This is a genomic window from Aquimarina mytili (assembly GCF_016735115.1).
Taxonomy (GTDB): Bacteria; Bacteroidota; Bacteroidia; order Flavobacteriales; family Flavobacteriaceae; genus Aquimarina; species Aquimarina mytili.
The window spans coordinates 850,262-874,673 of sequence record NZ_JAERQJ010000003.1 but is presented as its reverse complement, the minus strand read 5'-3'; the positions used below and the strand labels follow the sequence as shown (position 1 = coordinate 874,673).

The following is a 24,412-nucleotide window of genomic DNA, read 5'->3' as shown; positions in this document are numbered from 1 at the left end:
ATCGAAATAATTTAAAAACTGAAAAGCTATGGAAGAATTATTATACAAAAAGTCCTATCATTGTAAATCAATAATAGGACTAAAAATACGTTGTAAATCTATTTTAGGATTAATGTAAAATATGTAAACTTTTTTTAGGATGATACAAGGTAACGCGCGTGACCAGATCATCAATGCGCGGATATAGGGATGCCATGCGCGTGGGTAAAAAAGCAACGCGCGCAGCCAGGTCGACTACGCGCGTATAGGTATATATGATGCGCGGGTATAGTAAGCCGATGCGCGCCACGCGCGATACCCAACCCATCGCGCGCACCAGTAACCACAAGGGGTGTGCTATCGTTTATATCGACTGATATACCCTTTAAAACGTTCTGGATCTTTTCTAAACACATATTTACCGGTCTCTTTGATCTCGTCGATCGCTTCTTTGAGATGGATATAGGCTCTATCTCTTAGTTCTTTGGCTTTAGAGTTATCTAGAGTGGCTCCATTGGCTTTGGCTAATAGATCGGCAAGCTCATTAGATTGTTGCTCTGCCCGATCAAGGCGTGTTAGGTCATACTTTATAGCTGTAAGCTCTGGGGTGTTGGCTTTACCAAGTACACTACTATCCATAAGATCCTGGATCATATCGGCATCACCTTCGCCATCGGCTATGGCACGCACACGAGCTAACAGATCAGGACGCTTACGAAAAGCAAATCGTAAATCTGCCAGCAAGTCATTTCTAAAGGCATAAGCCTTTGGAGATTGTTCTTTCCAGGCTTTGGCCGCTTCTTCTTGATTATAGCGTTCTTTCATCCATAAGGCCTGGGCATATCTGCAGGCACCAATACGAATGGGCAGGTCGAGTACATTGCTGTTCCAGTTGAGCCCGGTACCGATCAATGCTTTTTTATCCTCTTGTATCCAAACAAATAGATTTTCGGCTTCTTGCAGATATGTATCTATTGGGTTTTTGGGGGCTTTGATCGCCTCTTGCGCCAGGTTTTCTAATACGGCTAACTTTTGGTCATAATTTTCTTTAGACATTTTATTATTGTTTTTTGTAATTGAGAGCTGTTATGCTATCGTATATACAGGCTCGCCAACTTGTTATTAATACGGTGCAATATTAATAGCTGCCAGTTTCATTTTCCGGAACTCAGAAAATTTAAATGTTAAAATTTGAGAGGTTTATTTACTATAGAGACATTGCAAATTAGAAGTACGCGATATTATAGAATTCTAGATTAACCTGAGCCAGGTATATATCGCTATTATCTTGCTTTTATGTTTGTTATATGTATTTTTATAATAAATAGTGACTAAGTTATGAAAGGCAAATATTCAATAATCATAAAAGACGTTGGATCTTCAAAAATAAATTTAATAAAAAAACACTGGCTACAACAATGTATATGAAATCATTCATTAAACGTTGTACACAATACCGAAAATCGTTTTGAAAAATAAATCGAACAAGAAAAATCGAATTGAAGATGACTTTATTGAGAGTTGGAATTTAATTGAGAAATTCTATCAAGAATACCCTGATGATAGTCGTCCGTTCACAAATGATGCTCTTAGATTGATAAAAGAAATGAGAAGCTGTAATCTTGATAAAAAATTAAGAGCTGGTCAATCTCTATGGTTTTTCCTTTTATCAAGAAACAGATGGCATGGTTTGGACAAAGAACCACATATTCGAATTACTTTTCTAGGTAAGAATAAGATGGATATCAAGTCAAATTTTGATGAAGAAGAAATAAGCAAAGAATCTGAAGTAAATTATAGTGGATATTTTAAAAAAATGATTGATAAATTATTGGAACAAGAAATAATCCTGAATGAATATGAAGATGACGACCTTGATGCGTTTTTTGCTTCTATTGATAATGATTAATGCTAATTAGAATTTAAAAAAAACACTGTGAACAACACTATATATGTCATAGCAGCTAAATGATTAGTCGAACGGTAGTTGTTTACTTAGCATTGCTTACTCTAAAGCGATACATATAGTAAACGTTAGCGGCCACTATTCCAAACCCTAAGGAACTATCTAATGAAGCAAAGGATAAATACTTTTCTTGTAAACAAATAAAAGATGGCTATTTGGCATAAAAAAGATAACAAATTGTTTATTGTATTAATTCCAATCGTCAATCTGGTAAATTATTTTATTACTTATAAAAACATAACCTTAAATACTTATTTTTTCCTTACGCTTTTTATTGATACTATCCAAGGATACATGACTTGGTTGATTGTTCGATACGTAATCATAAAAATGGAAAAGAAGTCGCCCTTGATTGATTTCACCTTTAAACGACTTTTTCTACAACTTTTTTATACCAGTTTGGCTGGTCTTTTTTTTATAATTGTTACAACCGAACTTTTAAACGCAATTGCAAAAGACAAACCCGTTCCTCTAAACTTTTATCAACTGGATATTTGGATATATGAAATTTGGATTTTAGTAATCAATGGCATTTATATTAGTTTGTATTACTACTTATTTTGGAAAAAATCCGAACAGAAACTACAAACAGCCAAAACATTAAATAGTGATGGAATTACAGTGAATATAGGTAATAAAAGTGTTAGAATAGCCCTGAATGACGTTTGCGGATTCTATGTAGAGGAGGGAGTGACTTTTATTCTTGACAACACGAATAAAACTTATATTATAAATACTTCATTGGATAAACTAGAACAAAGACTTTCTTCAATACAGTTTTTCAGGGTGAATAGAAAGTTTATTTTACATCATAGTGCTGTTGTTGCTTTTAATAAGATTGAAAATAAAAAATTACTTGTTTTGACTTCTCCTGAAAATAATCTTCCAGAGGAACTTTTCATAAGTAGATTGAAAGCTCCAAAATTTAAAAAATGGTTTAAGCAGAATTCTGTTCCATTATAGAACACATTTCAACTTAAAATCTGATACACTTCGGTGATAAACCCTCAAGAACCAAGGTTTGTTTCTTTTTTATGAGCATACTTTTGTCAAAAATCTTTAGGCATTTTTTGACTATGATACATTCTATTTTAAAATTCCTGCTTATTGTTTTTTTCTCTTTTTTATGTAATGCACAGTCCAATTTCAAAAGTGAAAAAGCAAAAATTGACACCTTGATGAAAGCACACATCGTCCATGATGGAAAAAAACCTGTACATAGTTTTTTACTCTATCTCAAAAATGAAAAAACAGGTTTTGAATTCAACCATGGCGTCGGGTCTGTCGGAAGAAACAACACTGCTATTGATTACTCTTATCAATATAATGTTGCTAGTATTACTAAAACTCTTGTAGCGACAATTATTCTTCAATTGTGCGAAGAGGATAAATTGAGTATTGACGATCCCATTAAAAAATATCTTGAATCAATCGATTTTATAAGGTACAATGAATTACACATCTTTAATGGAAAGAAATATCAAGATTCTATAACTATAGAAATGCTTCTCAATCATACTTCAGGGATTTCAGATGTGTTTACAGATGCTGAGACAAGATTCAATTTAAGTGTTTTATTTCATCCAAAAAGGAAGTATACAGCACAAAAATTTTATAAAAGATACTTTAAATATAAGCTAAACAAAAAACCAGCAAACATCCCTGAAAAAGGTTATCATTATTCGGATATTAATTATATGCTTTTGGGTTTCCTAATAGAGGAGATAGAGGGAAAATCTCTGCCTGAAGCTATAAGAGAACGAATAATAACGCCATTACACTTAAAGAATACTTACTTTGAATTTTATGAGGAAGTACGAGGAACTGGCAAAAGGATAGATGCTTTTCTAAATAGAATAAATATCACTAAACGGGTAAACACTTCTTATGAATGGGGCGGGGGCGGCATTGTCTCTACTGCACAGGAAATGGCCATATTTATAGAAGCGCTTTTTGGAATGAAACTTTTTAAGGATAAGGCTACTCTAGAAAGAATGCTGGATACTTCTAAGACGTCAAAATATGGTAAAAGTTATGGGTTGGGGATTTATAAATGGAACCTGTATAATAAAACGTTTTATGGTCATGGAGGATTTTACGGCTCAATTTTGGCGTATTCTCCAGAATACCAAATCATCATTTCATCAAATGTTGGGCAATCCTTTCCTCCTTTTGATACCGGGAAATTGATTAATAAGGTAATTAAAATCATTTCCAAATAATAGAAATGTTAGCTAATAATGCATAAGAAAACATTAGGTATTTACAAAAAATGATGAATGCAAAATATTTATAGTTGGCTTATTACCAACCCGAAATGTATAGCTTATTATGGCTGAATTCCATTAAGGAATTCATCGAAATTTTGTTACCTTGGTACTAATAGAAAATTTCTCAATGGAATTTCCAACGATTTCTACCCTAAACACTAGTTGCAATAAGAATTATGAATTGGAACAAAATAGATGAATATGATAATGCTTTAATTGACGTTGAAAATAACGTACAAGATAAATCGTCTTTAGCCTGGAAAAAACTATGCGAATATGTAGATATTGTTGCTGAAGAAGAGAGGGATGAATTTTCTCCTTTTGAATATTTAGGGCGAGAACTTTTTTCCCAAATATATACCTTGCCAGAATCAATCGCTAAACTTAAGAATGTAAAAAAAATCTGGTTATACGGTAGTCAACTAAAACGTATTCCACCAGAAATCGGAAAAATGGAATCTTTAGAATATTTTGACCCATATACATCTTACAACTTACATTGGTTTCCATATGAGATCACAAAATGTAAAAATCTAAAAGACAGTAGAGTAAGTACCCGAGCTCTTTATGGAAATTATAAGTATAGAAAACCTTTTCCTGAACTAACAAATAATCCAGTAAGATATGATGGTAAGATCTTAACTTGTAGTGTGTGTGAAAAAGAAATGGATTATACAGAAACTAATCAGTTATGGATCTCTTTGGGCGTGGGGACAGACGTTCTTCCTCTATTAGTTAATTTATGTTCTAAGGAGTGCGAAAATAAACTTCCTAAACCTTCAAGTAATTATTTACAATACCCACATAAAGGAGGTAAAAGTTTAAAGCAACCAATGAATGACTTTGAAAGATGGGAAATTGAACGGGCAAAATGGTTGAAGAAAACAGAATCTGAAAAAGAAAGTACAAACGAAAAAGAAAGTACAAACGATGTAGAATCTCTTTTCAATATTAATATTTATAATGATGCTAAAATTAATTTTAAGGATTTACCAGTACTTAAATTAATTAAGAAAATATGGGAAAAATAAAAAAGCTGCTGACACTATATGACAAGACATAGTTGTCCTTTGGGGTAACTATGTTTTATTATATTTGGCGGTGGTAATAATTTCACCCCCTATGATAACTGCCCATTTACTATAAGGGTAAGGTTCAATCTAAAAGAATGAACTTTTAAAACATGAGATATAAGAGATGAAGAAATTTAGGATGGTTATGTTGGGTATAATAATTACAACACTTGTATGTGTTGTTCTATTCATTTGGTTTATAGCGTATTCATCAACTACTAATCTTTCTCAACATATGCCATTTAAAGGTTACTTAAATAACCCTTTTTTGGTTAAACAACCATCAGCATTAAAGCGAAGTGCAAAGAGCGTAAATAGATTTAGCGATTATTATATTGATGTTTCTTCTGAAGAAGCTTTTGAAAATGATAAAACTATACTTAAAAAATATAAAATTGGAGATACAATAATTTTCACTTCCGCAAAAAAATATTTCAGCTATCATGTTGGAGATAGTTATTATTTATTAGGTAAAGAAAAGCTGGATTCTGGTGAAATTATAGAATTTGAATATGCTACTAGCTTTGAATATTTACCAGCTATTTGGGAAACCTTAGAAGAGTTTTTGGAGCGAAGAAAGTTGAAAAATGATTTTCCATAAGACCACTTTTCATTTTTTGGCAAGAATTATAAAAAATAGGAGTATTTATAGATTATGAATAGACCAAATACTATTGCTAACACGATATAAACACAATATTATTAAGTGCTTTGAGCAAAGGGAGTTTTGTATTTATGAGAACAACATCATAAATTTTATTATTTTACATTCCAATTAAAAAATGTAATTCCTTGTGCTTAATCGAAGACCTCTGACCTTCTGCACGCACAGATGTTTACATTTAACATTATACATAAGCAAAAAAACCAAGACGATAGATTAAAATTTTTAATGAAAGTAATAATTAACTCTTTTAAACAACATATTAATTTTTCAAATTTTTGGGTTAGAAATGGTTTAATACTTATACTACTGTCTATTTTAGTCAATCACCTTACTGAGCCAGAAAATTTCCCTTTTCATAAAGACTACAAATTTCCTTTAATTCCTATTACTGTATCAATTATTGCGGGAACTATAATAATTCTTATCGCTAAATTTAATTTCAAATATTTTAGAAACAAATACTTCACTAAAAAAATTAACGCACAAATACTATTACGTTTCCTATTTTCTACTTTAGGGTATATTACCATACTATATATCCCCTTGTATTATAGTGCAAATGTGCTGGTTAATGGATCTGTAGGATACAACTTTTATTATCTACTTACCGGACTTTCAGTTACTCTACTAATCAACACTCTTGTAATTGCTCTTTTATTTTCAACCGATATTTATAAACTTCACAAGCTGACCTCAATAAAAGGGACACTTAAAGTTCAACAAGGTGGTAAAATAACATTAGTTAAGTATCCTGAAATTGCCTTTATATATAGTGAAAACAAAATAGTATCTATTGTAAAAACCGATGGGACTTCAATTGTTACTGATTTCACTTTAAATGAAGTTGAAAATGAAGTCAGCGAACAAAGCTTTTATAGAGCCAATAGACAAACCATTCTTCATGTCCGTTCTATTGAACAAGTACAGTCCATAGAAAATGGAAAATTATCGGTGCTACTTAAACCTACTATTGCCAACAAAAAAGCTTTTCAAATAAATATCAGTAGATATAAAAAACAAGAATTTATGGACTGGTTTAAGGGGAAGCTATAAAATGCAATGATTATTCAGCTGTTTTTTTGATACCATTCAGTAAAAATGAGCTGTATATCACTGTTTATCTTGCTTTATCGTTTTTACTTCGCTTAAAATTAAAAACGATAAAAAATGAATAAGACCTTTTTAACTACGAAAGTAACACCAGTAATCGCTATTATTCTTTGCTGTGTTTTATACCTATCGGGATATTTTCAAATGATTATAGCGGCTTTATTACTATTAATAGCAAGCGTAATAGAATACAAAAAAAATTGTTTTAAGTCTTTAGGCTTTCAACGTAACAGAATAAATGTAAAAAGTCTATTAATCATAGCGCCAGGGTTAGGCATAGCTATTTTTCTATTTTCTGGCTACGTAATGATGCCAATTGTTACCTATCTTACAGGACAACCTATAGACTACTCTGAATTCGAAATCTACAAAGGAAACTTACCTGCAATATTAGGCCTATTTGTTTATGTTTGGTTATCTGCTGCATTTGCTGAAGAAATTGTATTTAGAGGATACCTAATGAGACAGTTTACTAAGTTTTTTGGATCAAGTAAAATTAGCCTTGTTATTAATATTTTACTCTTCGGATTTCTTTTTGGTTGGGTACATGCATATCAAGGAATAAGCGGACAAATTTCGACAGGTATTATAGGTATGATTTTGGCTTTAATTTTTCATTTCCGTAAGAACGATTTGTGGTTCAATATTGCTGTTCATGGATTTATTGATACTGTTGCATTGGTATATATGTATTATGGTTGGCTATAATACTCAAAAAATAGTAAAGACTATGCTTAACAATGTAAAAGAATATAGAGTTATATAGGTATAATCTAAACGTGTTTGATTATTTGTAAAGTCGCCAAACATAAAATTTATAACTGTGGTTTTTATTTTATATTTTGGTAATTGTAGTCCTTTGGTGGGCATTTACGAAAAATGATAAAAGCAAAATATTTATATTTGGTTTATGCCCTACATTTCTTATACGGGCCGCAGGCAATAATATAAAACAAGCTAAATGAGTATAGAAAAGGCATATAATGCTTGGGCAAGTCAATATGACACTAATGAGAATCGAACAAGGGATTTAGATAAAAAGTGTACTATTGAAACATTGAATAATTTTGATTTTAAGAATGTATTAGAATTAGGTTGCGGAACAGGGAAGAATACAGAATGGTTACTCAATAAAGCAGATAGAATAATTGGTTTAGACTTTTCTCAAGAAATGCTCAATAAAGCGAAAGAGAAGATATCTGATAATAGAGTACTATTCAAAAATGCCGATTTGACCGAAGATTGGGAAATAGAAAACAACTTTGCCGATTTAATAACTTCTAGCTTAACACTTGAGCATATTGAAAATTTGGACCACGTTTTTTCTCAAGCAAACCGAATACTGAAGAATAATGGGCTGTTTTTTATTAGTGAATTGCATTCGTTTAAGCAATATTCTGGAAGTAAAGCTAAGTACGAAACAGAAAACGGAACTGAAGAATTAGAAGTTTATGTTCACCATATTTCAGAATATATTGATGATGCAAAAAATAACAGTTTTCAGCTCATCGAATTAAAAGAGTGGTTTGATGAAAACTCAGAAAATGGGATACCAAGATTGATATCATTTGTGTTTAAAAAAATGATAAGTTAAGAACAAAATATAAAAATTAGGTTCTGTGTTAATCCGGAAAGTTAGTGTCCTTTTATACGCTACATTTCATACAGAAACTGTTGTAGTGCATGTATGATGAACTTAAATAAAACGATAGAACAAAGAAAACCTATCTGGAACGTAATTTCAGAATTTTATCTTGATACCGAACTTCAGAAATCTGACTATGATAGGATTTCTAAAACACTTATTGCCTCGGGTTTGAACATCGAAGAATTAAAAGCAATCGATTTGTATGAGGTATTTCCTGTTCTTAAAGAAAACGTATTAAGTGTTGCTGGAATCTGGAATGGATTTGACGAAAACTGGCTAAATTTAGCATGTGAAAAGGTTTATCATAAAAGAAGGAGTATTTTTTTTAGGTGGAAGACAAAATTCTATAATCGATTTTTGTATCCGATGAGAAAAGATCATTGGATTGAAATAGAAAACCGATTAAAAACACATTAATTATCTTTAGCAACAGCTGAAAGTACGCGTCCACTTTCTCGAGACTAATCATACACAAAACGTCGGTGGCAGTTTAAATATATACTTCTTTGAATTTTTCAGGCAACCATAGCACTATTTTTGACGTCTATAGTAATAACATAGATAATTACTAATTAATCCTACTAAAAATGTTTGAAAATCCGAAAATAAACATCCGAATTAAACTTGCTGCTTTATGGACTTCATTAATGTTCTTTTACATATATGGAGACTACTTTGAACTTTATGTTCCTAATAAAGTAGACAGTCTTTTAAAAGGAACTGAACTGCTAGATACTCCTACAAAATTATTTCTAGCATCGGTCTCATTAGCAATACCTGCAGCTATGATTTCTGTAAATATTTTTTTAAAACCAAAAATTTGTAGATTGTTAAATATTGTCTTTGGTATTTTATTAACTATTATCGTAATATTGGTTGGAAGTTATTCGTTGACCGATTGGTATAGTTTTTATGCTTTTTATGCTGCTTTAGAGGCTATAATTACTTTGATAATTGTAAAGCTTGCCTGGAACTGGCCAAAAGAATTGGATTAATTATCTTTAGTAACTTCGGGAAATATCCAAGTACTTTCTCATAACTAACCATACACAAACCGTTGACGGTAATTTGACAGAACTAGATGAAAATAAGTGTAGCGCAAATAAAACCGAGCAAAGGTGATATTCAATACAGAAACAAACGAAGTAATTAAAAAAGAAAAACATAATACGAACACTGTATAAAAATGTAGTAAAATACATTGTACACTCAACGGTATAATCTATATGAAACTGAAAAGTATCAAAACCATATTTCTAATTTTTATTTTATTGTACTCTTGTGGTCAACCCGATGAATATTTTATTGGAAAATGGCAAATTGTAAATGTTATTGAGAATAGTAAGTCTATTGATTTAGTTGAAAATTGGATGCATCTAAAAAATAACGGAACTTTTGAGAGTTATGATGGTGCTTTGAAAAAGAAAGAAAGTGGTACGTGGAGGTATCAACTTGACGAAAAAAGATTGTTTATTGATGGGGAAGGAGAAGAAGCAGACAGTGAATGGATTCTATCTATTAAAAATGATACTTTATTTTTTCATTCAGCATCAGATGATGTATATCTAATTGCTAAGGAAATAAAATAAGAAAGAAACAAATTAAAGAATAATACAAACCCACCTGGATAATAATGAAATATAGAATTCTTTTTATCGTATTAATGAACCTTTTAATCACAAAGGTGTACAATCAAGAAAATAAGGCCCCATTAAAAGTAGGAGTAATTGGTTTGACACACACCCATGTGCATTGGATTTTTGGTAGTGAGCCAAGAGGCGATATAAAAATTGTTGGTATAGTAGAACCCAACACAGAACTGGCCAAACGATATGCTGAACAACATAAGTTTTCAATGAAATTGGTGTATACTTCTATTGAAGAAATGCTAAATAAAGCCAAACCAGAAGCTGTTACTGCTTTTGGAACGATTTACGAACATTTAGAAGTAGTAGAGGCGGCTGCTCCCAGGGGAATCCATGTAATGGTAGAGAAACCTTTGGCAGTGAATATGGAACACGCCAAAAAAATGAAAGAATTAGCCAAAAAACATAATATTCATCTATTAACCAATTATGAAACCACCTGGTATCCAACCACGCACAAAGCATACGACTTGGTTAAAAAAGAGAATGCCATTGGTAGTATTCGAAAAATAATGGTACATGATGGACATAAAGGACCTAAAAAAATAGGGGTGAATGAAGAGTTTTTAGAGTGGTTAACAGACCCTGTGCAAAATGGAGGGGGAGCGGAAGTAGATTTTGGATGTTATGGTGTTAATATGTTAACCTGGTTTATGAACGGAAAACTACCAAATAGTGTAACAGCAGTTTCTCAACAGTTACAACCTGAAAACAATCCAAAAGTCAATGATGAATCGATCATTATATTGCAATACGATAATACGGTAGCGGTTATACAAGGTTCTTGGAATTGGCCCATAGGTAGAAAAGACATGGAAATTTATGGTTTAAGAGGTGTACTATATGTAGATAATAGACATGATCTTCGTGTGCGTATTTCAGAAGGTTATGATGGATATGATGAAGAAGTGATGAAATTAGAAGAACGAGCAGCTCCTTTTGATGACCCTTTTGCTCTTTTTGCGGCAGTTGTTAGAAATGAAGTACAATTAGAAAATTATGATTTAAATGCTTTAGATAATAATATGATTGTTGTTGAAATTCTAGATGCTGCAAAAAAAAGTGCAGAACAAAACAAAACGATTTACTTCAAAAAATAATACAGTATGACTTTAAAGAGTTTCGCAATTATTTTAATATTGCTTTTAATACAGAGTAAAGCCTTTTCGCAAGACCCAAAAGCCAATTCTAATGCAGTAATCACTTCTGATAAAGCTCGTTTTACAGTATTAACTCCTGAAGTGATACGAATGGAGTGGGATAATGAAAAAAAATTTGAAGACAGAGCTTCCTTTACTATCATTAATCGAAATACAGAAGTTCCCAATTTTAAAGTACAACACAAAAACGGTTGGTTAGTCATCAAGACTGATGTCATTGAACTGCGCTACAAAAAAGATTCTGGAAAATTTTCTGAATCTAATATAAAGATTTTATTCGCTATAAATGAAGAAGAACTGACCTGGATACCAGGTATGAAAAATAGTGGAAACCTTTTGGGAACAACCCGTACTTTAGATGGTTGTGATGGAGGTAAGACCTGGGACGGGGATCCGATTCCTCTGGAAGATGGTATTATTTCAAGAGATGGATGGTATGTATTAGATGACTCTTTCAATTTTCTTTTTGACAACTCTGAATGGAATTGGGTTTCAGAAACTAAAAATGCCTCAGAACAAGATTGGTATTTTTTTGCTTATGGATATGATTTTAAAAAAGCGTTAAAAAATTATATCACAATTGCTGGAAAAATACCCTTACCACCACGATATGCATTTGGATATTGGTGGTCTCGGTATTGGGCTTATTCTGACAGAGAATTTAAAGAATTAGTTGCCGATTTCAGACGATACGATATACCTATAGATGTATTGATTATAGACATGGATTGGCATCTTACTCATGGAGGCTTAAAAAACATCAAGAATCCCCAAAAAGACCCTTTTGGAGAATTGTTGGGTTGGACCGGCTATACCTGGAATAAGGCTTTATTTCCCGAACCTAAAAAATTTATTGAATGGACCAATAAAGAAAAATTGAAAACAGCTCTCAATCTTCATCCAGCTTCTGGAATAGCACCTTTAGAATCACAATATGGGGAGTTTGCCAAAAACTATGGATTTGATACTACTAACCAAGATTGGATTCCTTATAAAATGGCAGAAAAGAAATGGGCCAAAACCTATTTTAATACCATCTTAAAACCGTATGAAAATTGGGGAGTAGATTTTTGGTGGCTCGATTGGCAACAGTTTCCTACAAGTAAAGTTGTGAAAGATCTAAGCAATACCTGGTGGCTAAACTATACTTTTTTCTCTAGTATGGCAGATAGAACCAAAACACGCCCTATGCTTTTTCACAGATGGGGAGGTCTAGGTAATCACCGGTATCAAATAGGCTTTTCTGGTGATTATAAAATTTCGTGGGAATCCCTGAAATATCAACCTTATTTTACACATACCGCGTCTAATGTTGGTTATGGTTATTGGAGTCATGATATAGGCGGACATGCATCTGGAAATCTTGATGGCGATGCTGAATTATACACTCGTTGGCTTCAATTTGGGATTTTTAGCCCTATTTTAAGAACACATAGTGCCAAAATATCCTCTATAGAACGTAGATTTTGGATGTATCCAAATGAGCTTCCGCACATGGTTGAGCTTATCAAGCTTCGTTATGCTTTGGCACCTTACACGTATACCATGGCTAGAAAAGCTTATGATGAAGGCATTTCACTTTGCAGGCCCATGTATTACGACTATTCAAAAAATGAGAATGCCTATACCTTCAAATATCAATATATGTATGGAGACCAAATGCTTTTTTCGCCAACCTATGAGCCTGTTGGAGATGATTTGATTGCTGAGCAAGAAATGTGGCTTCCAGAAGGAAATTGGTATCAATTAACAACCGGAGAACGATTGGAAGGCGGTACAGTAGTAAAGAAAAATTATATGCTAAAAGAATTACCGCTTTATATAAAAGAAGGTTCTATTATTCCTATGTATCCCGAAATATCTAATCTACAAGAAATACCCAATCATTTGATACTAAAAGTGTTTCCTGGAGAGAAGGGATCATTTAATTTATACGAAGACCAGGGAGATAATGAAAAGTATAAATCAAGCGCCTTTTCATTTACCAAAATTACACAATCTGAAAATGAAAATTTAAAAACGGTTACTATTTTACCCGCAAAAGGAAGTTATGAAGGTATGCCAAAATCAAGAAGTTATGAGCTTCAATTGCCTGTAAGTTTTCCCCCCTCTATAGTCAAAGTAAATGGAGAAGAATATAAATATGCAGAGAGCAAATCATTCAAAAGTTGGAGCTATAATGGTCAGGAATTAACTGCCAGTATATCAATACCAGAGCAATCTATGGCAAGCACAGTAGAAGTTCAAATTACTTATGCCAAAGAGTATATGGATAAAAAAGATCTACTTTATGGAAAAAGTGGAGCGTTTAAAAGACTTAAAGAAGTCATAGGTTTAATGAAAATTGAAATTGCGCGCGAAAATTGGTGGGCCTTACTTTCTGATAGAGTTTTTGCTGCAGAGCAAGTACCTGTTAAAATTAGTTATGACCCTAATACAATCATAAATCAGTTAGAGCTTTTTGAAAAAAATTATAAAGATATCTTGGATGATATGCGAAAGCACCGCGATGCAAGAACTGAGATTACAGATAAAATTTTAGTGCCTTTAGAAAAATATTAATTTAGAATCGAGATAGAAATCATAATCGAGATCGTTTTCTGCAACTAAAAAACGTAAATTCAAGTGTACATTACCATAGAAACAGAAAGATTACGAATAAGACCAATACATTTGAAGGACACCGATTTTATTATTGATTTGGTGAATTCTGAAGGTTGGTTAAAATTTATTGGTGACAGAAATATTTCCAATAGAAATGATGCAAAGAAATACATCCAAAAGATTCTCGATAATAAGGATTTTTACTATAATGTTTTTGAATTAAAAGAATCTAAAAAGGCGATAGGAGTTGTGACATTGCTTAAACGGAAAGATGAAAAGTATCCTGATATTGGATTTGCTTTACTTCCTGGATTTGGAAAAAAAGGATACACTATTGAGGCAAGTAAATCATATCTCGAAAAAATTAAAAATTTGAACAAGTACGAAACTATAATTGCAATTACTGCACCGGATAATCAAAAGTCAATTAGCCTATTGCAAAAACTTGGTCTTAAATATACAGGGGATTACAAAAAAGAGAATGAAACTTTATCTTATTATAGTTTAAAAATTAAACAACCATCAGGTAATAAAGTATAAGAAAACATAGGATTTAATGATAAAACTTAGACAACTGATCTTAATAATCTTATTATTGAGTATTATTTCGTGCATAGAAAAAGAAAAACAACAAGAAACCGAAGAAACTGATTCAACAAAACTTAATCAAGGAATTCAGATTGGACAGTTTGATAAAATAAACTCCAAAATACTCAATCAAGAAAGGAAATTAATCATTTATGTTCCTGAAAGTGTAAACGATCCGAAACGAAAAAGGAAACAATATCCGGTGGTTTATCTACTAGACGGGGTCTATAATTTTATGCCGTTTGTGGGAATGCTCAAGCAATATAGCGAAATGAACGACACTAAAATCTTACCCGAAATGATCGTGGTAGGCATCGAAAATGCAGATTTTAAAAGTAGAATGATGGATTTTTCTCCAACAACAGATGGAAACCCTAAACAATATGGTGGGGGAGAAAAATTCTTAAGCTTTATAAAAAAAGAATTGTTTCCATATATAGAAGAAAATTATTCAGGCTCTAACAACAGAACAATAATTGGTCACTCTTTTGGGGGTTTAGTTGTAATGAATGCATTAACCAATCATTCTGAAATGTTTGATAACTATTTAATGATAGATGGAAGTCTTTATTTTGATAATGAACTGTTCCTTAAGAACTCAAAATATAGTCTAAAAGACAAAGATCTGAAAGGTAAAAATTTTTATATCGGAATTGCGAATACCGCAACGTATGGTAGCAGTCTAGAAAGTATTAAAAGTGATACAATCCAAGCCAATAGATATGTTCGGCATTCATTAAATCTTGTTAATCAAATAAATGAAATGAACACGGGTCTGAATATGAAATGGAAATATTATGAAAATGATACACACGGAAGTAGCGCTTTTTTATCACAATTAGATGGGTTCCGATTTTTCTACTCTTGGTTTGAGTTTAAAAAAGAACAATACTATCGCAGCAAATACTTCATTCCTAAAACAAAAGAGGACCGATTTGCAAATCTTACCGAATTACATTTCGAAAATGTATCCAAAAAATTGGGATATAATTTTAAACCCGAAAAAGATTGGGTAAGCGGTTATGCTTATTCGTTGAATAGTTTCCAAAACCAACCACAACAGGCGATAGAAACTTATAAATTAAACATAAAGTATTATCCTAAAACTCCGAGTGTATATAAGGATTTAGCAGATTTTTATCTTTCTCAGAAAGATACCAGTAATGCCATTGTAAATTATAAAAAGGCCTTAACGTTTGAAGAGAATGTATCAATTAATGATACCTTAAACAAAATAGAATAAAAAAACATACATACGACAATTTGTATATTGCATATTCTTCTTTTGAGAAGCAAAAACGCATCGTAAAAGACATCTTAGAGAATAATTTAAATGAATAAAGTACAAAAAAAGCATATTTATAAGTATTTGATTGAAATCATCATCATTGTTATTGGTGTTTTAATCGCATTTTATTTAACAAATTGGGGAGATGAAATCGAAAAAAGAAAGACTGAAAAAGAAATTATTTCCCAAATATATTTTGAGTTAAATGATAATTTGGTTGATCTAAAAAATGATATAGAACTCCATAAAAACTCACTTAAAAGTCAATTAAAAATTCAAAAGTTTTTGGATACTGACAGTATTAGTAGCGACTCCTTACTCATGGATTTTTATTGGGCAACTAAAGAAGAATACATTTTTCCAAATACATCAGCGTTTGAGAACTTAAAGAATACTGGAATGAGTATTGTTAAAAATGTCTCATTAAGAGATTTAATTACATTAGTGTATAACAATTATTTTCCAAGAATATCTAAAGGAAATAATTTGCATCCAGATATTAATGACTATTTATCCCCTTATCTTAAAAAAAATTTCAAAGTAAACAGAAACCCAAATATTAAGTATGATTTGCATCTAGGGGATTCATTAAAAATTACCTATCCAAGAAGTTTTGGAAATGGAATTAAACAGATAATTGGATATATTCCTTTGGATGCAAAAAGTTTAAAAAATGACGAGGAATTCAGATTTCTAATATCCGAAATATTATGGTTTAGGATATACAAAATACATTATTACCAAACCTCAATAACAAATACTGAAAAGATATTGAAACTTATTGAAAAACAATACCCAAAGACTATTGTTCAAAAAAAAGATGAGTAGTAACTATTTAACGTTCCGAGCTAACATCGAAGCCTAAAAAATATGATAAAAAGCAAGTTAATTATTCTTAGTTTTCTGACTACTTTAATTTCAAGCTTTAGCCCTATAAGAAGCAATGATTGTAAATCAAATTCTGTAAATGACTCAAATTCGGAAGTACAAATAGATATAAGTGTAAGAGCTGTAGAATTTGTTAAAAACCTCAAGAACGGAAAAAATCTCAGCTCATTTTTTGTGGATAATTGGACATTTATATATCACGAGGATAACCGGTGTGATGGATCAACAGATGGTCAAACTAACAATTTGAAAAGTACCCAAATCGATACTGTAATTAAGATACAGGTTAAAAATGATGGTGCTGGCTGGGCATGTGATGCAAAGAACCCAAAAACGTATGACCTTGAGTTTGACATAAAGAAAGAAATCACGAATTGGGACAGATTTGAGATACCAAATTATGAAAATCAGAATGAGAATATTGTTTATGTTGTTGGAGCAGGAGAATCTGATTATCTAGTACTTCACTATGATAATAAATTAATTGTTAAATTAGAATACAGAAGCGAGGATCCTGGATAATAAATGTATTAAAAACTATGTTTGACGAAATATTGAAACATATTGAAGAGGTTATCCAACTTAATGATTTGGAAAAAGAACGTTTTACCTCTATTCTAGTCAGGAAGAAATTATGTAAAAAACAGTTTCTAATACAAGAAGGTGATCTAGTCAGGTATGAATATTTTGTTGCTAGTGGTTGCTTAAAAGCTTATGAAGTTGATGACAATGGAGATGAACACATAATGCAGTTTGCAAAAGAAAATTGGTGGATAAGCGATTTTAAGGCTTTCTTTGAAGGAGGAAAAGCTACATTGAATATTGATTCTATTGAAGAATCAGTAGTTTATGGAATAGAAAAGCAAGATCTTGAAGACCTATTTCTTGATGTTCCTAAATTTGACCGTTTTTTTAGAATAAAGCTCACTTCAGCTTTTGTTGCTTTACAAAACAGAATACTATCTTCTTTGGATAAATCTAATAGTGATCGCTATTTAGATTTTCAAAAAACATACCCTAACCTCGAACAGAGAGTTCCTAATTATATGATTGCTAATTATTTAGGAATAAAACCTGAAAGCCTATCAAGAATTAGAAAGAACCTGGTCAAAGGCTAATCTTAACATAAGTCAATATTTTTTCATAACACACATCAACGAATTTTGGTGCAAATGAGTCGCATCTTTGCTATGTAATTAATCACAAAACATGCAAAAGATGAAAAATTTAAATGTACTTATCGTAACAACCTCTCATAATCAATTAGGTAATACAGGAGAAAAGACAGGAGTGTGGCTGGAAGAATTAGCTGGACCATACTATCGATACTTAGATCAAGACGCTTCGGTAACCCTGGCATCTATTAAAGGAGGAGAAATTCCTTTAGACCCAAAAAGTGAATTAGAAGAATGGCAAACTGAATTCACTAAAAGATTTTACAAAGATGAAGCGGCGCTTTCTTCTATTAAAAACACCAAAAAGATTACCGAGATCGATCCAGCCAACTTCGATATCTTGTTCTTTCCCGGAGGACATGGTCCAATGTGGGATTTAGGAGATAATAATGAGGTAGCTCAATTAATTAATGAATTTGACAAAAAAGAAAAACCTATAGGATTGGTATGTCATGGAGTTGTTGCCTTAAAAGGAGTGAAAAACGAATCTGGAAACTCATTTGTCAAAGGAAAAAGAGTAACATCTTTCACAAATTCTGAGGAAGAAGCTGTTGGTCTAACTCAGGTTGTTCCATTTCTATTAGAAGATGCCCTTGTAGAAGAAGGAGCTATTTATGTAAAAGGAGAAGATTGGTCAGACTTTGTGATCGAAGATGGAAATTTAATAACGGGTCAAAATCCACAATCTTCTGTCTCGGCAGCACAAAGAACAATTGAATTAACAGTAGTCAAATAATAAATATAACTTTTAAAACATATTAAAATGAAAACTATAGAAAATAGAAAAAAAGTCGCTGAAGAATTCTTTAGAGCCTATAAAAATCAAGACATTAAAAAGGCGATTTCACTAGCGAGCAAAGAAGGAACATTCCGTTACATTCCACTTGGTGAAAACGGAATAGGAAAAATAAAAGGAGAGGAAGGTACTACTTGGGCAGATATAGCTACTGCTTTGATTGGATCTTTTCCAGACCTTACAAATGATGTGAAAAACATCTCAATTGATAACCAAGGAAATGCAATAGTGCAGGTATTTATTGGTGGAACTCAAGAAAAAGAAATCCTTGGAATACCAAGTAAAGGAAAATATTATAACGTTGAACATTTATTTATTCTCAACATAAACGATGATGGATTAATAGAAAGAATAACCTCTTATTGGGATAATTGGGATTGGTTTCAACAAATAGGATATAATCCAAGTTAGTGATACAAATACGTTATCACCTACAACAAAGTAATGCATCATTAATAGCGATTTAAGATAAACTTGAATCGCTATTCTGTTTATTTTGTATTTTACAATACGAAAGGTAGTATGTTTAATTTCAAGGTGATGTATAGGCAAACAGTTAGTAATATACAAAACCCCAATTCAAATCCATATTTGTAATCAGAATCTAGAGATAATTATGTAACAGATCTTTAAAACAATTCTTACCGAAATATTAGTGTTAATGATGTTTTTGAATGCCTGTAATCCTAAAAAAAAGGCATCAAAAGATAGTGCTGTGTCAAATATTCAGAACCTTTATCTCGGGCAAAAACCTTTTCTTCAATAGAAACTTAAACCAAGACAATTATGATAATGTGGATATTTTTTGGGGAAGTACCCAGGTTATTGAGAACCTTAAGAATAAACAATAATTTTTTAAACTAATCACTCACATTAGGTATACATACTAACGGCTGGACTAACTGATCTGTTTATGGAGGCTATGTAATGGGTTAATTTTATGAAAATTTGAAAAGCTATGCCTACCACTGAAATAGGTAGTAAATTAAAAATTAACATATTATAACAATTTTTAACTATTCCTGTAAACCTCTGTTTTTATAGGCTAAGGGGTTGATTTTTTGAAAATTAATCTTAATTCAGTTGATGATATTTTGGGTAAAATCAAACTTTTTTACGATTTTAGTTCGATAAACACAAACTCATCAACTATGAAAAACTATGTATTACCAATGGTACTATGTTGCCTGTTTTTTGCGCTTACCATTCAAGCACAACAACAGCGGCATGTTTTTAAAGGAGAAGGCACAACTACCTTTAACATTGATCTCGCCAATCAAAATGCTTTAGTGTCTAATACAGCATTTGTTTCGAAATCTAATGGGCTCGAACTTCAGGAAAAGACACGAGAAGTTCCTGAACTGGTTCTTAAACCTATAAAAATTGACCTAAAAAGACCAAAACCCTTTATCTCTGCATACACCATTTGGAAGGGACAGCATCTCGATTATACTAAATTTAATCTTAGCTATCGAACCTCTAGAAATGGAAAATCTTGGTCAGATTGGAAACCAACAATTTTTGATGGACATCATGAACAAACCAGTGAACGTATCGCTTCTAAGATGGAGTTTTTGGACAAAAAAGTAAAGTATATTCAATACAAGGCTTCTTTTACTGGAGAAACATCACCAATATCGATCTCAAATATTCAATTATTTCAGTATAGCCCGGGAGAAACGTCTAAGAAAATTCAAAAACAAATTAAAGAAAGTGCCACACAAAAAGCGGCAAAAGCAGCATGCTCCAGACCATCGGTTGTGAGTAGAAGCCAATGGGGGGCTATTCCAAGAGGCGGAGCAGCGACATCTACTGTGTCACATCTTATCATACATCACGAGTTCGGATCGAATACCAGTAGCGATTGGGCGGCTAGAGTGCGTTCTGTTCAAAATTTCCATATCAATGGAAACGGATGGTCAGACATAGGATATAATTTTCTGGTTGATCCAAATGGAGTTATTTATGAAGGAAGAGCAGGAGGTGATAATGCGATTGGGGCTCATTTTTGCGGAAGAAATCGAAATACCATGGGAGTATGTATGTTAGGAGATTATTCTTCCGTTACTCCTACGACTGCCACCCAAACAGCATTGAAAAACTTATTAGCCTGGAAAGCAGATAAAGAAAATATCAATCCAGTGGGATCTTCTTTTCATTATTCTGTAAATCGATCGTTAACTCATATTGCAGGACATCGTGATGCGGGTTGCTCGGCATGCCCTGGTAATGGAGGATATGCGACATTAGGTGGTATTAGAAACGGAGTAAATCTATTAGTGTCTAATGGGTGTTCTGGCGGTTCACCAACACCTACAGATACAACTCCTCCTACAACTTCTATGAGTGCAGTTGGTGGGAATACACAAACCGGAGATTTTACCGTAAACTTTTCTGACAATGATAATGTTGGAGTTACAAGACGATATTATCAAGTGTTAGAAAAATATAGCTCTAGTTATTTAGCCAACAGGAGAAACGGGTTTTTTAATGAAAACTTCGGACAGGATTTTGGAGTTTATGACGTGGGAGCAGGAAACTGGAGTGTAATAAATGGCAGGTTGAGTCAATCCAATACTACATCAGATAATACCCAATGGAGCTCATATCTAATTCAGGATTCGGGATTGCCTTATTTATACGAATTTGCGGCAAAAGTAAATTCTACAACTGGTCCGCGTAAGTTCGGAATTCATATCATGTCTTCAGATGGTACATTAAGTCAACGAGGAGATTCGTATCTAATATGGTTTAGTGGTGAAGATAATAAAGTGAGAATCTATGAAACCGTAAATAATATACTTTATTTTAGAGCGATTGCAGATGTTTCTTTAGATAATAATTGGGCCAAATATAGAGTTACCTACAGTCCTGCATTCGGGGTTATACAAATTTGGAAAAACAATGAATACCTCTTAAACTGGAAAGATGGTAGTCCTATTTCTTCGGGAGTAGCTATTTCTCTGCGAACCAATAAGACCGCTATCGATTTTGATGATCTCAAAGTGTACAAATTCAGATCAACAAACAGTGTGTTGATTACTGCCGGAAATCAGAATAACACCAAAGATCTTAGAACTGCTAACGGAAAAATCAAAAGTATGGTTAGAGATGATGCCGGAAACTGGTCTGCACCAGGAAATCTTGATATTACGATGAATTTTTCAAGATTCCTTGCAAAAAATCTCACTAATAAACTAACCCTGTATCCTAATGAAGTAGAAGATAGAGCAGTAGTACAATGGAAACAACCTCAGTATGGAGCGGTGGACATTTCAATTTTTGATATGCAAGGTAAACCTGTTGCTAAGATGCCAAAGGATTATATGGATAAAGGTCAAAGTACGCTTGATATCACACCATTAGTAGAGAAACTATCTCAGGGGCTCTATCTTTTCAAACTTTCTTCGGGATCCTATAGCGAAACCGTTAAGTTGATGAAAAAATAAGCTTTTAGCGTGTATGCATAAAGGTGTGGTTTTTACATAAACCATACCTTTATTTTTTTAATTCATGTATTTAAAGATGATCGGGATAATAGGTTTGAGTATGAAAGGAATCTTTGATTTCTAAATAATGATACCCGATCCAAATCCCACTAATTAATCCGATTCCTGCAAGAATATCGAACCATACAGGATCTTTAGTGATGTCAGAAAAAACTAAATACGTCATTTCTAAAATGATGAAGAAACTGATTACCGATGGAATTGTAATAGTATATATACGCCCGATAATTCTTGAAATTAACCCAGCAAAAACTGCAGCTAAAAAAGTGAGTAACCCTCCAAAAGCGATAACAGCTATTGATGAGCGCGAGTTAACTCCGTTGAATAGTACTTCCTGGGCAATTGTTGTGCATAAAATCAATGCAATTTCACCTAAAAGGATCCCAAGAATACAAAAGAATATATTTTTTAAGTTCATATCGTGTTTTTTAATACAAAGCGATTTTGGTTTCTTTTGCGCCAAGCGAAGTAAGATACTCAGTAACTTCTTTTGCTGTATCGCCTCCTTTTTTTGCATGATGTAATAATGTAAATCCATGAGGCCCTTTTGCATGAAGCGCACTCGGAAAAAGATCTAACATGGGTTTTATGATATCGATTCTGCCAAAAAGAGCTGCGGTGAATATATTGGCTTGTGCCCCTTTATCGATTAGATATTGGGCTAATTCTAAATGTCCTACATGACTTGCAGCTCCTAAGGCAGTTTCGAAATCTCCATGCTTCCAATCGTGTGCCGCATTAAGGAGTGTAGGGTATTCTTCAAGTAGTTCTTTTACTTTTTCAACTTTTCCGTGACCCGCACCTACAAATTCGGCGACCACTTTTTTATCCAATTGAGCCCCATCCTGTATTTGATTAGCAAAAGCTGAGGTTGGGGATACAACTAAAAACCCTGTTGTTGTAATACCAGCTGTTAAAAATTGCTTTCTATTCATGATGTTCGTTTTTTGATTGATGATTGATTGATGATTGATTGATGATTACTTTTTTAAGTGCAATTTTAGAATACAGACTTCGTATAGTTTTTCTTTTGAAAATAGAGATCCATCCTCATTAAAACTTCCAAATTGAGCATTGGCAACATAGTAAAACATGTCGTTTACTAGTTCTCCAGTGGTCGGGTTATTCATCATGGGATGATTTATTTCTAAGGGCCGGGCTTCAATAATTTCTGTGCCAGATTTGTTCATGACTAGCTGTTGTACGGTATTGATATCGGGTTGAATTCCAATAAGAGAGTTGTCGTAAAAATATAGACCATCGATACTTTCTTTACGAGCAATTTTTAGTCCTTCTGGCAGCCCAATGATATTGATGTTTTTATCAGCCAAATCCATAACAGAAATTCCATCAGAGTGTGCGATGTAGAGTTTGGCTTCATCATTTGATAATGCTAATCCATTGGGATACTTAATATCGTCAAATACCATAACTTTTTTTAACTGATCATTGTCTTGTGCAATTTTGTATAACGCATGCTCAGAAAACATGTGGGTGATATACACATCTCCACTTTTGGTGATCTCTAAATCATTAAAAAAATGAACTTCTCCGGGGATATCTAAAACGTATTTTTTAATCAGCTTACCGGTATCTAGGTTGAATTTAAAAATACCCGAAGGTCTTCCTTCTTTATCATCCTTTCGGGTATATCCTATCAGGTTATCTCCGCCAGAGCTACAGACCCAAAGATGACGACGATTTGCATCAATTTTGATTCCTATAATCATCCATAACCCGGCTTGTTTTGGTAAGATAAAATCCTTTTGTAAACCGTCTTTTGAAATCTTAATGATTTTTCCTTTTCTGGTACTCCCTATATAGAATTCGTTTTTGATTGAATCGTATGCGATACTTTCCGGAAGTAAATCTTTTTCAGGAACGGTAAACGCAATGTTACTATTATTTAAATTTTGGGCTGGTACTTTAAAAATAAAACCAATACTAAATAAAATAATGATTGCAAAAGACGGGATTGATTGCATGTTTATACATTTAGGTTCATTTAAATGTAGATAAGATTACTAAGATCAGGATCTTTTTTA

The 24,412-nt window shown here is 32.6% G+C and carries 25 protein-coding genes; 21 read left to right on the top strand and 4 right to left on the bottom strand.

The window, feature by feature from the left end; all coding sequences use genetic code 11:
• Positions 1-336 precede the first annotated feature (336 nt).
• On the bottom strand, positions 337-1,035 hold the full coding sequence (locus tag JJQ60_RS11140; RefSeq protein WP_201919666.1) for a hypothetical protein: 699 nt from the start codon (positions 1,033-1,035) through the stop codon (positions 337-339).
• A 412-nt stretch (positions 1,036-1,447) separates the two neighbouring features.
• Between JJQ60_RS11140 and JJQ60_RS11135 the strand changes: the two genes are divergently transcribed.
• The 21 genes from JJQ60_RS11135 (at position 1,448) to JJQ60_RS11035 (ending at position 22,307) form a co-directional block, all read left to right on the top strand.
• On the top strand, positions 1,448-1,888 hold the full coding sequence (locus tag JJQ60_RS11135) for a hypothetical protein (RefSeq protein WP_201919664.1): 441 nt from the start codon (positions 1,448-1,450) through the stop codon (positions 1,886-1,888).
• 204 nt (positions 1,889-2,092) lie between these two features.
• Positions 2,093-2,908 carry a LytR/AlgR family response regulator transcription factor gene (locus JJQ60_RS11130; RefSeq protein WP_201919662.1) on the top strand — a complete coding sequence of 272 codons (816 nt, stop codon included), beginning with the start codon at positions 2,093-2,095 and terminating at the stop codon, positions 2,906-2,908.
• Positions 2,909-3,123: 215 nt separating this feature from the next.
• Positions 3,124-4,167, top strand: a complete 1,044-nt coding sequence (locus tag JJQ60_RS11125; protein ID WP_201919660.1) for a serine hydrolase domain-containing protein — start codon at positions 3,124-3,126, stop codon at positions 4,165-4,167.
• A gap of 224 nt (positions 4,168-4,391) precedes the next feature.
• The gene (locus JJQ60_RS11120; RefSeq protein ID WP_201919658.1) at positions 4,392-5,246 is read left to right on the top strand and encodes a hypothetical protein; all 855 of its coding nucleotides are present in this window, start codon (positions 4,392-4,394) and stop codon (positions 5,244-5,246) included.
• 166 nt (positions 5,247-5,412) lie between these two features.
• Positions 5,413-5,889 carry a hypothetical protein gene (locus tag JJQ60_RS11115; RefSeq protein WP_201919657.1) on the top strand — a complete coding sequence of 159 codons (477 nt, stop codon included), beginning with the start codon at positions 5,413-5,415 and terminating at the stop codon, positions 5,887-5,889.
• 291 nt (positions 5,890-6,180) lie between these two features.
• Complete coding sequence (locus JJQ60_RS11110) at positions 6,181-7,008, top strand: LytR/AlgR family response regulator transcription factor (RefSeq protein ID WP_201919655.1); 828 nt, start codon at positions 6,181-6,183, stop codon at positions 7,006-7,008.
• A 114-nt stretch (positions 7,009-7,122) separates the two neighbouring features.
• Positions 7,123-7,773 (top strand): CPBP family intramembrane glutamic endopeptidase, encoded by a 651-nt coding sequence (locus JJQ60_RS11105; protein WP_201919653.1) that lies wholly within the window; start codon positions 7,123-7,125, stop codon positions 7,771-7,773.
• A 253-nt stretch (positions 7,774-8,026) separates the two neighbouring features.
• Entirely contained in the window at positions 8,027-8,659 is a 633-nt protein-coding gene (locus JJQ60_RS11100; protein WP_201919651.1) for a class I SAM-dependent DNA methyltransferase, read from the top strand.
• Between the two features lie 93 nt (positions 8,660-8,752).
• A complete protein-coding gene (locus JJQ60_RS11095; protein WP_201919649.1) occupies positions 8,753-9,130 on the top strand; it encodes a DUF7079 family protein in 378 nt (125 codons plus the stop codon).
• A 170-nt stretch (positions 9,131-9,300) separates the two neighbouring features.
• Positions 9,301-9,708, top strand: a complete 408-nt coding sequence (locus JJQ60_RS11090; protein WP_201919647.1) for a DUF6326 family protein — start codon at positions 9,301-9,303, stop codon at positions 9,706-9,708.
• 231 nt (positions 9,709-9,939) lie between these two features.
• On the top strand, positions 9,940-10,302 hold the full coding sequence (locus JJQ60_RS11085; RefSeq protein WP_201919645.1) for a lipocalin-like domain-containing protein: 363 nt from the start codon (positions 9,940-9,942) through the stop codon (positions 10,300-10,302).
• 44 nt (positions 10,303-10,346) lie between these two features.
• Positions 10,347-11,459, top strand: a complete 1,113-nt coding sequence (locus JJQ60_RS11080) for a Gfo/Idh/MocA family protein (protein ID WP_201919643.1) — start codon at positions 10,347-10,349, stop codon at positions 11,457-11,459.
• A gap of 6 nt (positions 11,460-11,465) precedes the next feature.
• Positions 11,466-14,081 (top strand): glycoside hydrolase family 31 protein, encoded by a 2,616-nt coding sequence (locus JJQ60_RS11075; RefSeq protein ID WP_201919641.1) that lies wholly within the window; start codon positions 11,466-11,468, stop codon positions 14,079-14,081.
• Positions 14,082-14,144: 63 nt separating this feature from the next.
• Positions 14,145-14,663 (top strand): GNAT family N-acetyltransferase, encoded by a 519-nt coding sequence (locus JJQ60_RS11070; protein WP_317194006.1) that lies wholly within the window; start codon positions 14,145-14,147, stop codon positions 14,661-14,663.
• 16 nt (positions 14,664-14,679) lie between these two features.
• Complete coding sequence (locus JJQ60_RS11065) at positions 14,680-15,954, top strand: alpha/beta hydrolase-fold protein (RefSeq protein WP_201919636.1); 1,275 nt, start codon at positions 14,680-14,682, stop codon at positions 15,952-15,954.
• A 126-nt stretch (positions 15,955-16,080) separates the two neighbouring features.
• Positions 16,081-16,827, top strand: a complete 747-nt coding sequence (locus JJQ60_RS11060; protein WP_201919634.1) for a DUF6090 family protein — start codon at positions 16,081-16,083, stop codon at positions 16,825-16,827.
• Between the two features lie 42 nt (positions 16,828-16,869).
• Complete coding sequence (locus JJQ60_RS11055; RefSeq protein WP_201919632.1) at positions 16,870-17,409, top strand: hypothetical protein; 540 nt, start codon at positions 16,870-16,872, stop codon at positions 17,407-17,409.
• A gap of 17 nt (positions 17,410-17,426) precedes the next feature.
• On the top strand, positions 17,427-18,005 hold the full coding sequence (locus JJQ60_RS11050) for a Crp/Fnr family transcriptional regulator (protein WP_201919630.1): 579 nt from the start codon (positions 17,427-17,429) through the stop codon (positions 18,003-18,005).
• A 100-nt stretch (positions 18,006-18,105) separates the two neighbouring features.
• Positions 18,106-18,798, top strand: a complete 693-nt coding sequence (locus tag JJQ60_RS11045; protein ID WP_201919628.1) for a type 1 glutamine amidotransferase domain-containing protein — start codon at positions 18,106-18,108, stop codon at positions 18,796-18,798.
• 27 nt (positions 18,799-18,825) lie between these two features.
• Positions 18,826-19,269 carry a nuclear transport factor 2 family protein gene (locus JJQ60_RS11040; protein WP_201919626.1) on the top strand — a complete coding sequence of 148 codons (444 nt, stop codon included), beginning with the start codon at positions 18,826-18,828 and terminating at the stop codon, positions 19,267-19,269.
• Between the two features lie 740 nt (positions 19,270-20,009).
• Positions 20,010-22,307 carry an N-acetylmuramoyl-L-alanine amidase gene (locus tag JJQ60_RS11035; protein ID WP_201919624.1) on the top strand — a complete coding sequence of 766 codons (2,298 nt, stop codon included), beginning with the start codon at positions 20,010-20,012 and terminating at the stop codon, positions 22,305-22,307.
• Between the two features lie 70 nt (positions 22,308-22,377).
• Here JJQ60_RS11035 and JJQ60_RS11030 read toward each other — a convergent pair whose 3' ends face one another.
• From JJQ60_RS11030 to JJQ60_RS11020, 3 genes are read right to left on the bottom strand one after another with little or no spacing between them, the layout of a single operon-like run.
• Positions 22,378-22,785: a hypothetical protein gene (locus tag JJQ60_RS11030; protein WP_201919615.1), complete on the bottom strand. Its 408-nt coding sequence runs from the start codon at positions 22,783-22,785 to the stop codon at positions 22,378-22,380.
• Between the two features lie 10 nt (positions 22,786-22,795).
• On the bottom strand, positions 22,796-23,302 hold the full coding sequence (locus JJQ60_RS11025; RefSeq protein ID WP_201919612.1) for an ankyrin repeat domain-containing protein: 507 nt from the start codon (positions 23,300-23,302) through the stop codon (positions 22,796-22,798).
• 45 nt (positions 23,303-23,347) lie between these two features.
• Positions 23,348-24,352: an SMP-30/gluconolactonase/LRE family protein gene (locus tag JJQ60_RS11020; protein WP_201919610.1), complete on the bottom strand. Its 1,005-nt coding sequence runs from the start codon at positions 24,350-24,352 to the stop codon at positions 23,348-23,350.
• Between the last annotated feature and the right edge of the window lie 60 nt (positions 24,353-24,412).

Coding starts and splice junctions, on each gene's coding strand:
- JJQ60_RS11025 (WP_201919612.1), bottom strand. CDS start 23,302: ATGAATAGAAAGCAATTTTTAACAGCTGGTATTACAACAACAGGGTTT.
- JJQ60_RS11050 (WP_201919630.1), top strand. CDS start 17,427: ATGTTTGACGAAATATTGAAACATATTGAAGAGGTTATCCAACTTAAT.
- JJQ60_RS11030 (WP_201919615.1), bottom strand. CDS start 22,785: ATGAACTTAAAAAATATATTCTTTTGTATTCTTGGGATCCTTTTAGGT.
- JJQ60_RS11115 (WP_201919657.1), top strand. CDS start 5,413: ATGAAGAAATTTAGGATGGTTATGTTGGGTATAATAATTACAACACTT.
- JJQ60_RS11085 (WP_201919645.1), top strand. CDS start 9,940: ATGAAACTGAAAAGTATCAAAACCATATTTCTAATTTTTATTTTATTG.
- JJQ60_RS11090 (WP_201919647.1), top strand. CDS start 9,301: ATGTTTGAAAATCCGAAAATAAACATCCGAATTAAACTTGCTGCTTTA.
- JJQ60_RS11055 (WP_201919632.1), top strand. CDS start 16,870: ATGATAAAAAGCAAGTTAATTATTCTTAGTTTTCTGACTACTTTAATT.
- JJQ60_RS11040 (WP_201919626.1), top strand. CDS start 18,826: ATGAAAACTATAGAAAATAGAAAAAAAGTCGCTGAAGAATTCTTTAGA.
- JJQ60_RS11095 (WP_201919649.1), top strand. CDS start 8,753: ATGATGAACTTAAATAAAACGATAGAACAAAGAAAACCTATCTGGAAC.
- JJQ60_RS11100 (WP_201919651.1), top strand. CDS start 8,027: ATGAGTATAGAAAAGGCATATAATGCTTGGGCAAGTCAATATGACACT.
- JJQ60_RS11075 (WP_201919641.1), top strand. CDS start 11,466: ATGACTTTAAAGAGTTTCGCAATTATTTTAATATTGCTTTTAATACAG.
- JJQ60_RS11125 (WP_201919660.1), top strand. CDS start 3,124: ATGAAAGCACACATCGTCCATGATGGAAAAAAACCTGTACATAGTTTT.
- JJQ60_RS11105 (WP_201919653.1), top strand. CDS start 7,123: ATGAATAAGACCTTTTTAACTACGAAAGTAACACCAGTAATCGCTATT.
- JJQ60_RS11120 (WP_201919658.1), top strand. CDS start 4,392: ATGAATTGGAACAAAATAGATGAATATGATAATGCTTTAATTGACGTT.
- JJQ60_RS11130 (WP_201919662.1), top strand. CDS start 2,093: ATGGCTATTTGGCATAAAAAAGATAACAAATTGTTTATTGTATTAATT.
- JJQ60_RS11080 (WP_201919643.1), top strand. CDS start 10,347: ATGAAATATAGAATTCTTTTTATCGTATTAATGAACCTTTTAATCACA.
- JJQ60_RS11110 (WP_201919655.1), top strand. CDS start 6,181: ATGAAAGTAATAATTAACTCTTTTAAACAACATATTAATTTTTCAAAT.
- JJQ60_RS11020 (WP_201919610.1), bottom strand. CDS start 24,352: ATGCAATCAATCCCGTCTTTTGCAATCATTATTTTATTTAGTATTGGT.
- JJQ60_RS11065 (WP_201919636.1), top strand. CDS start 14,680: ATGATAAAACTTAGACAACTGATCTTAATAATCTTATTATTGAGTATT.
- JJQ60_RS11140 (WP_201919666.1), bottom strand. CDS start 1,035: ATGTCTAAAGAAAATTATGACCAAAAGTTAGCCGTATTAGAAAACCTG.
- JJQ60_RS11035 (WP_201919624.1), top strand. CDS start 20,010: ATGAAAAACTATGTATTACCAATGGTACTATGTTGCCTGTTTTTTGCG.
- JJQ60_RS11045 (WP_201919628.1), top strand. CDS start 18,106: ATGAAAAATTTAAATGTACTTATCGTAACAACCTCTCATAATCAATTA.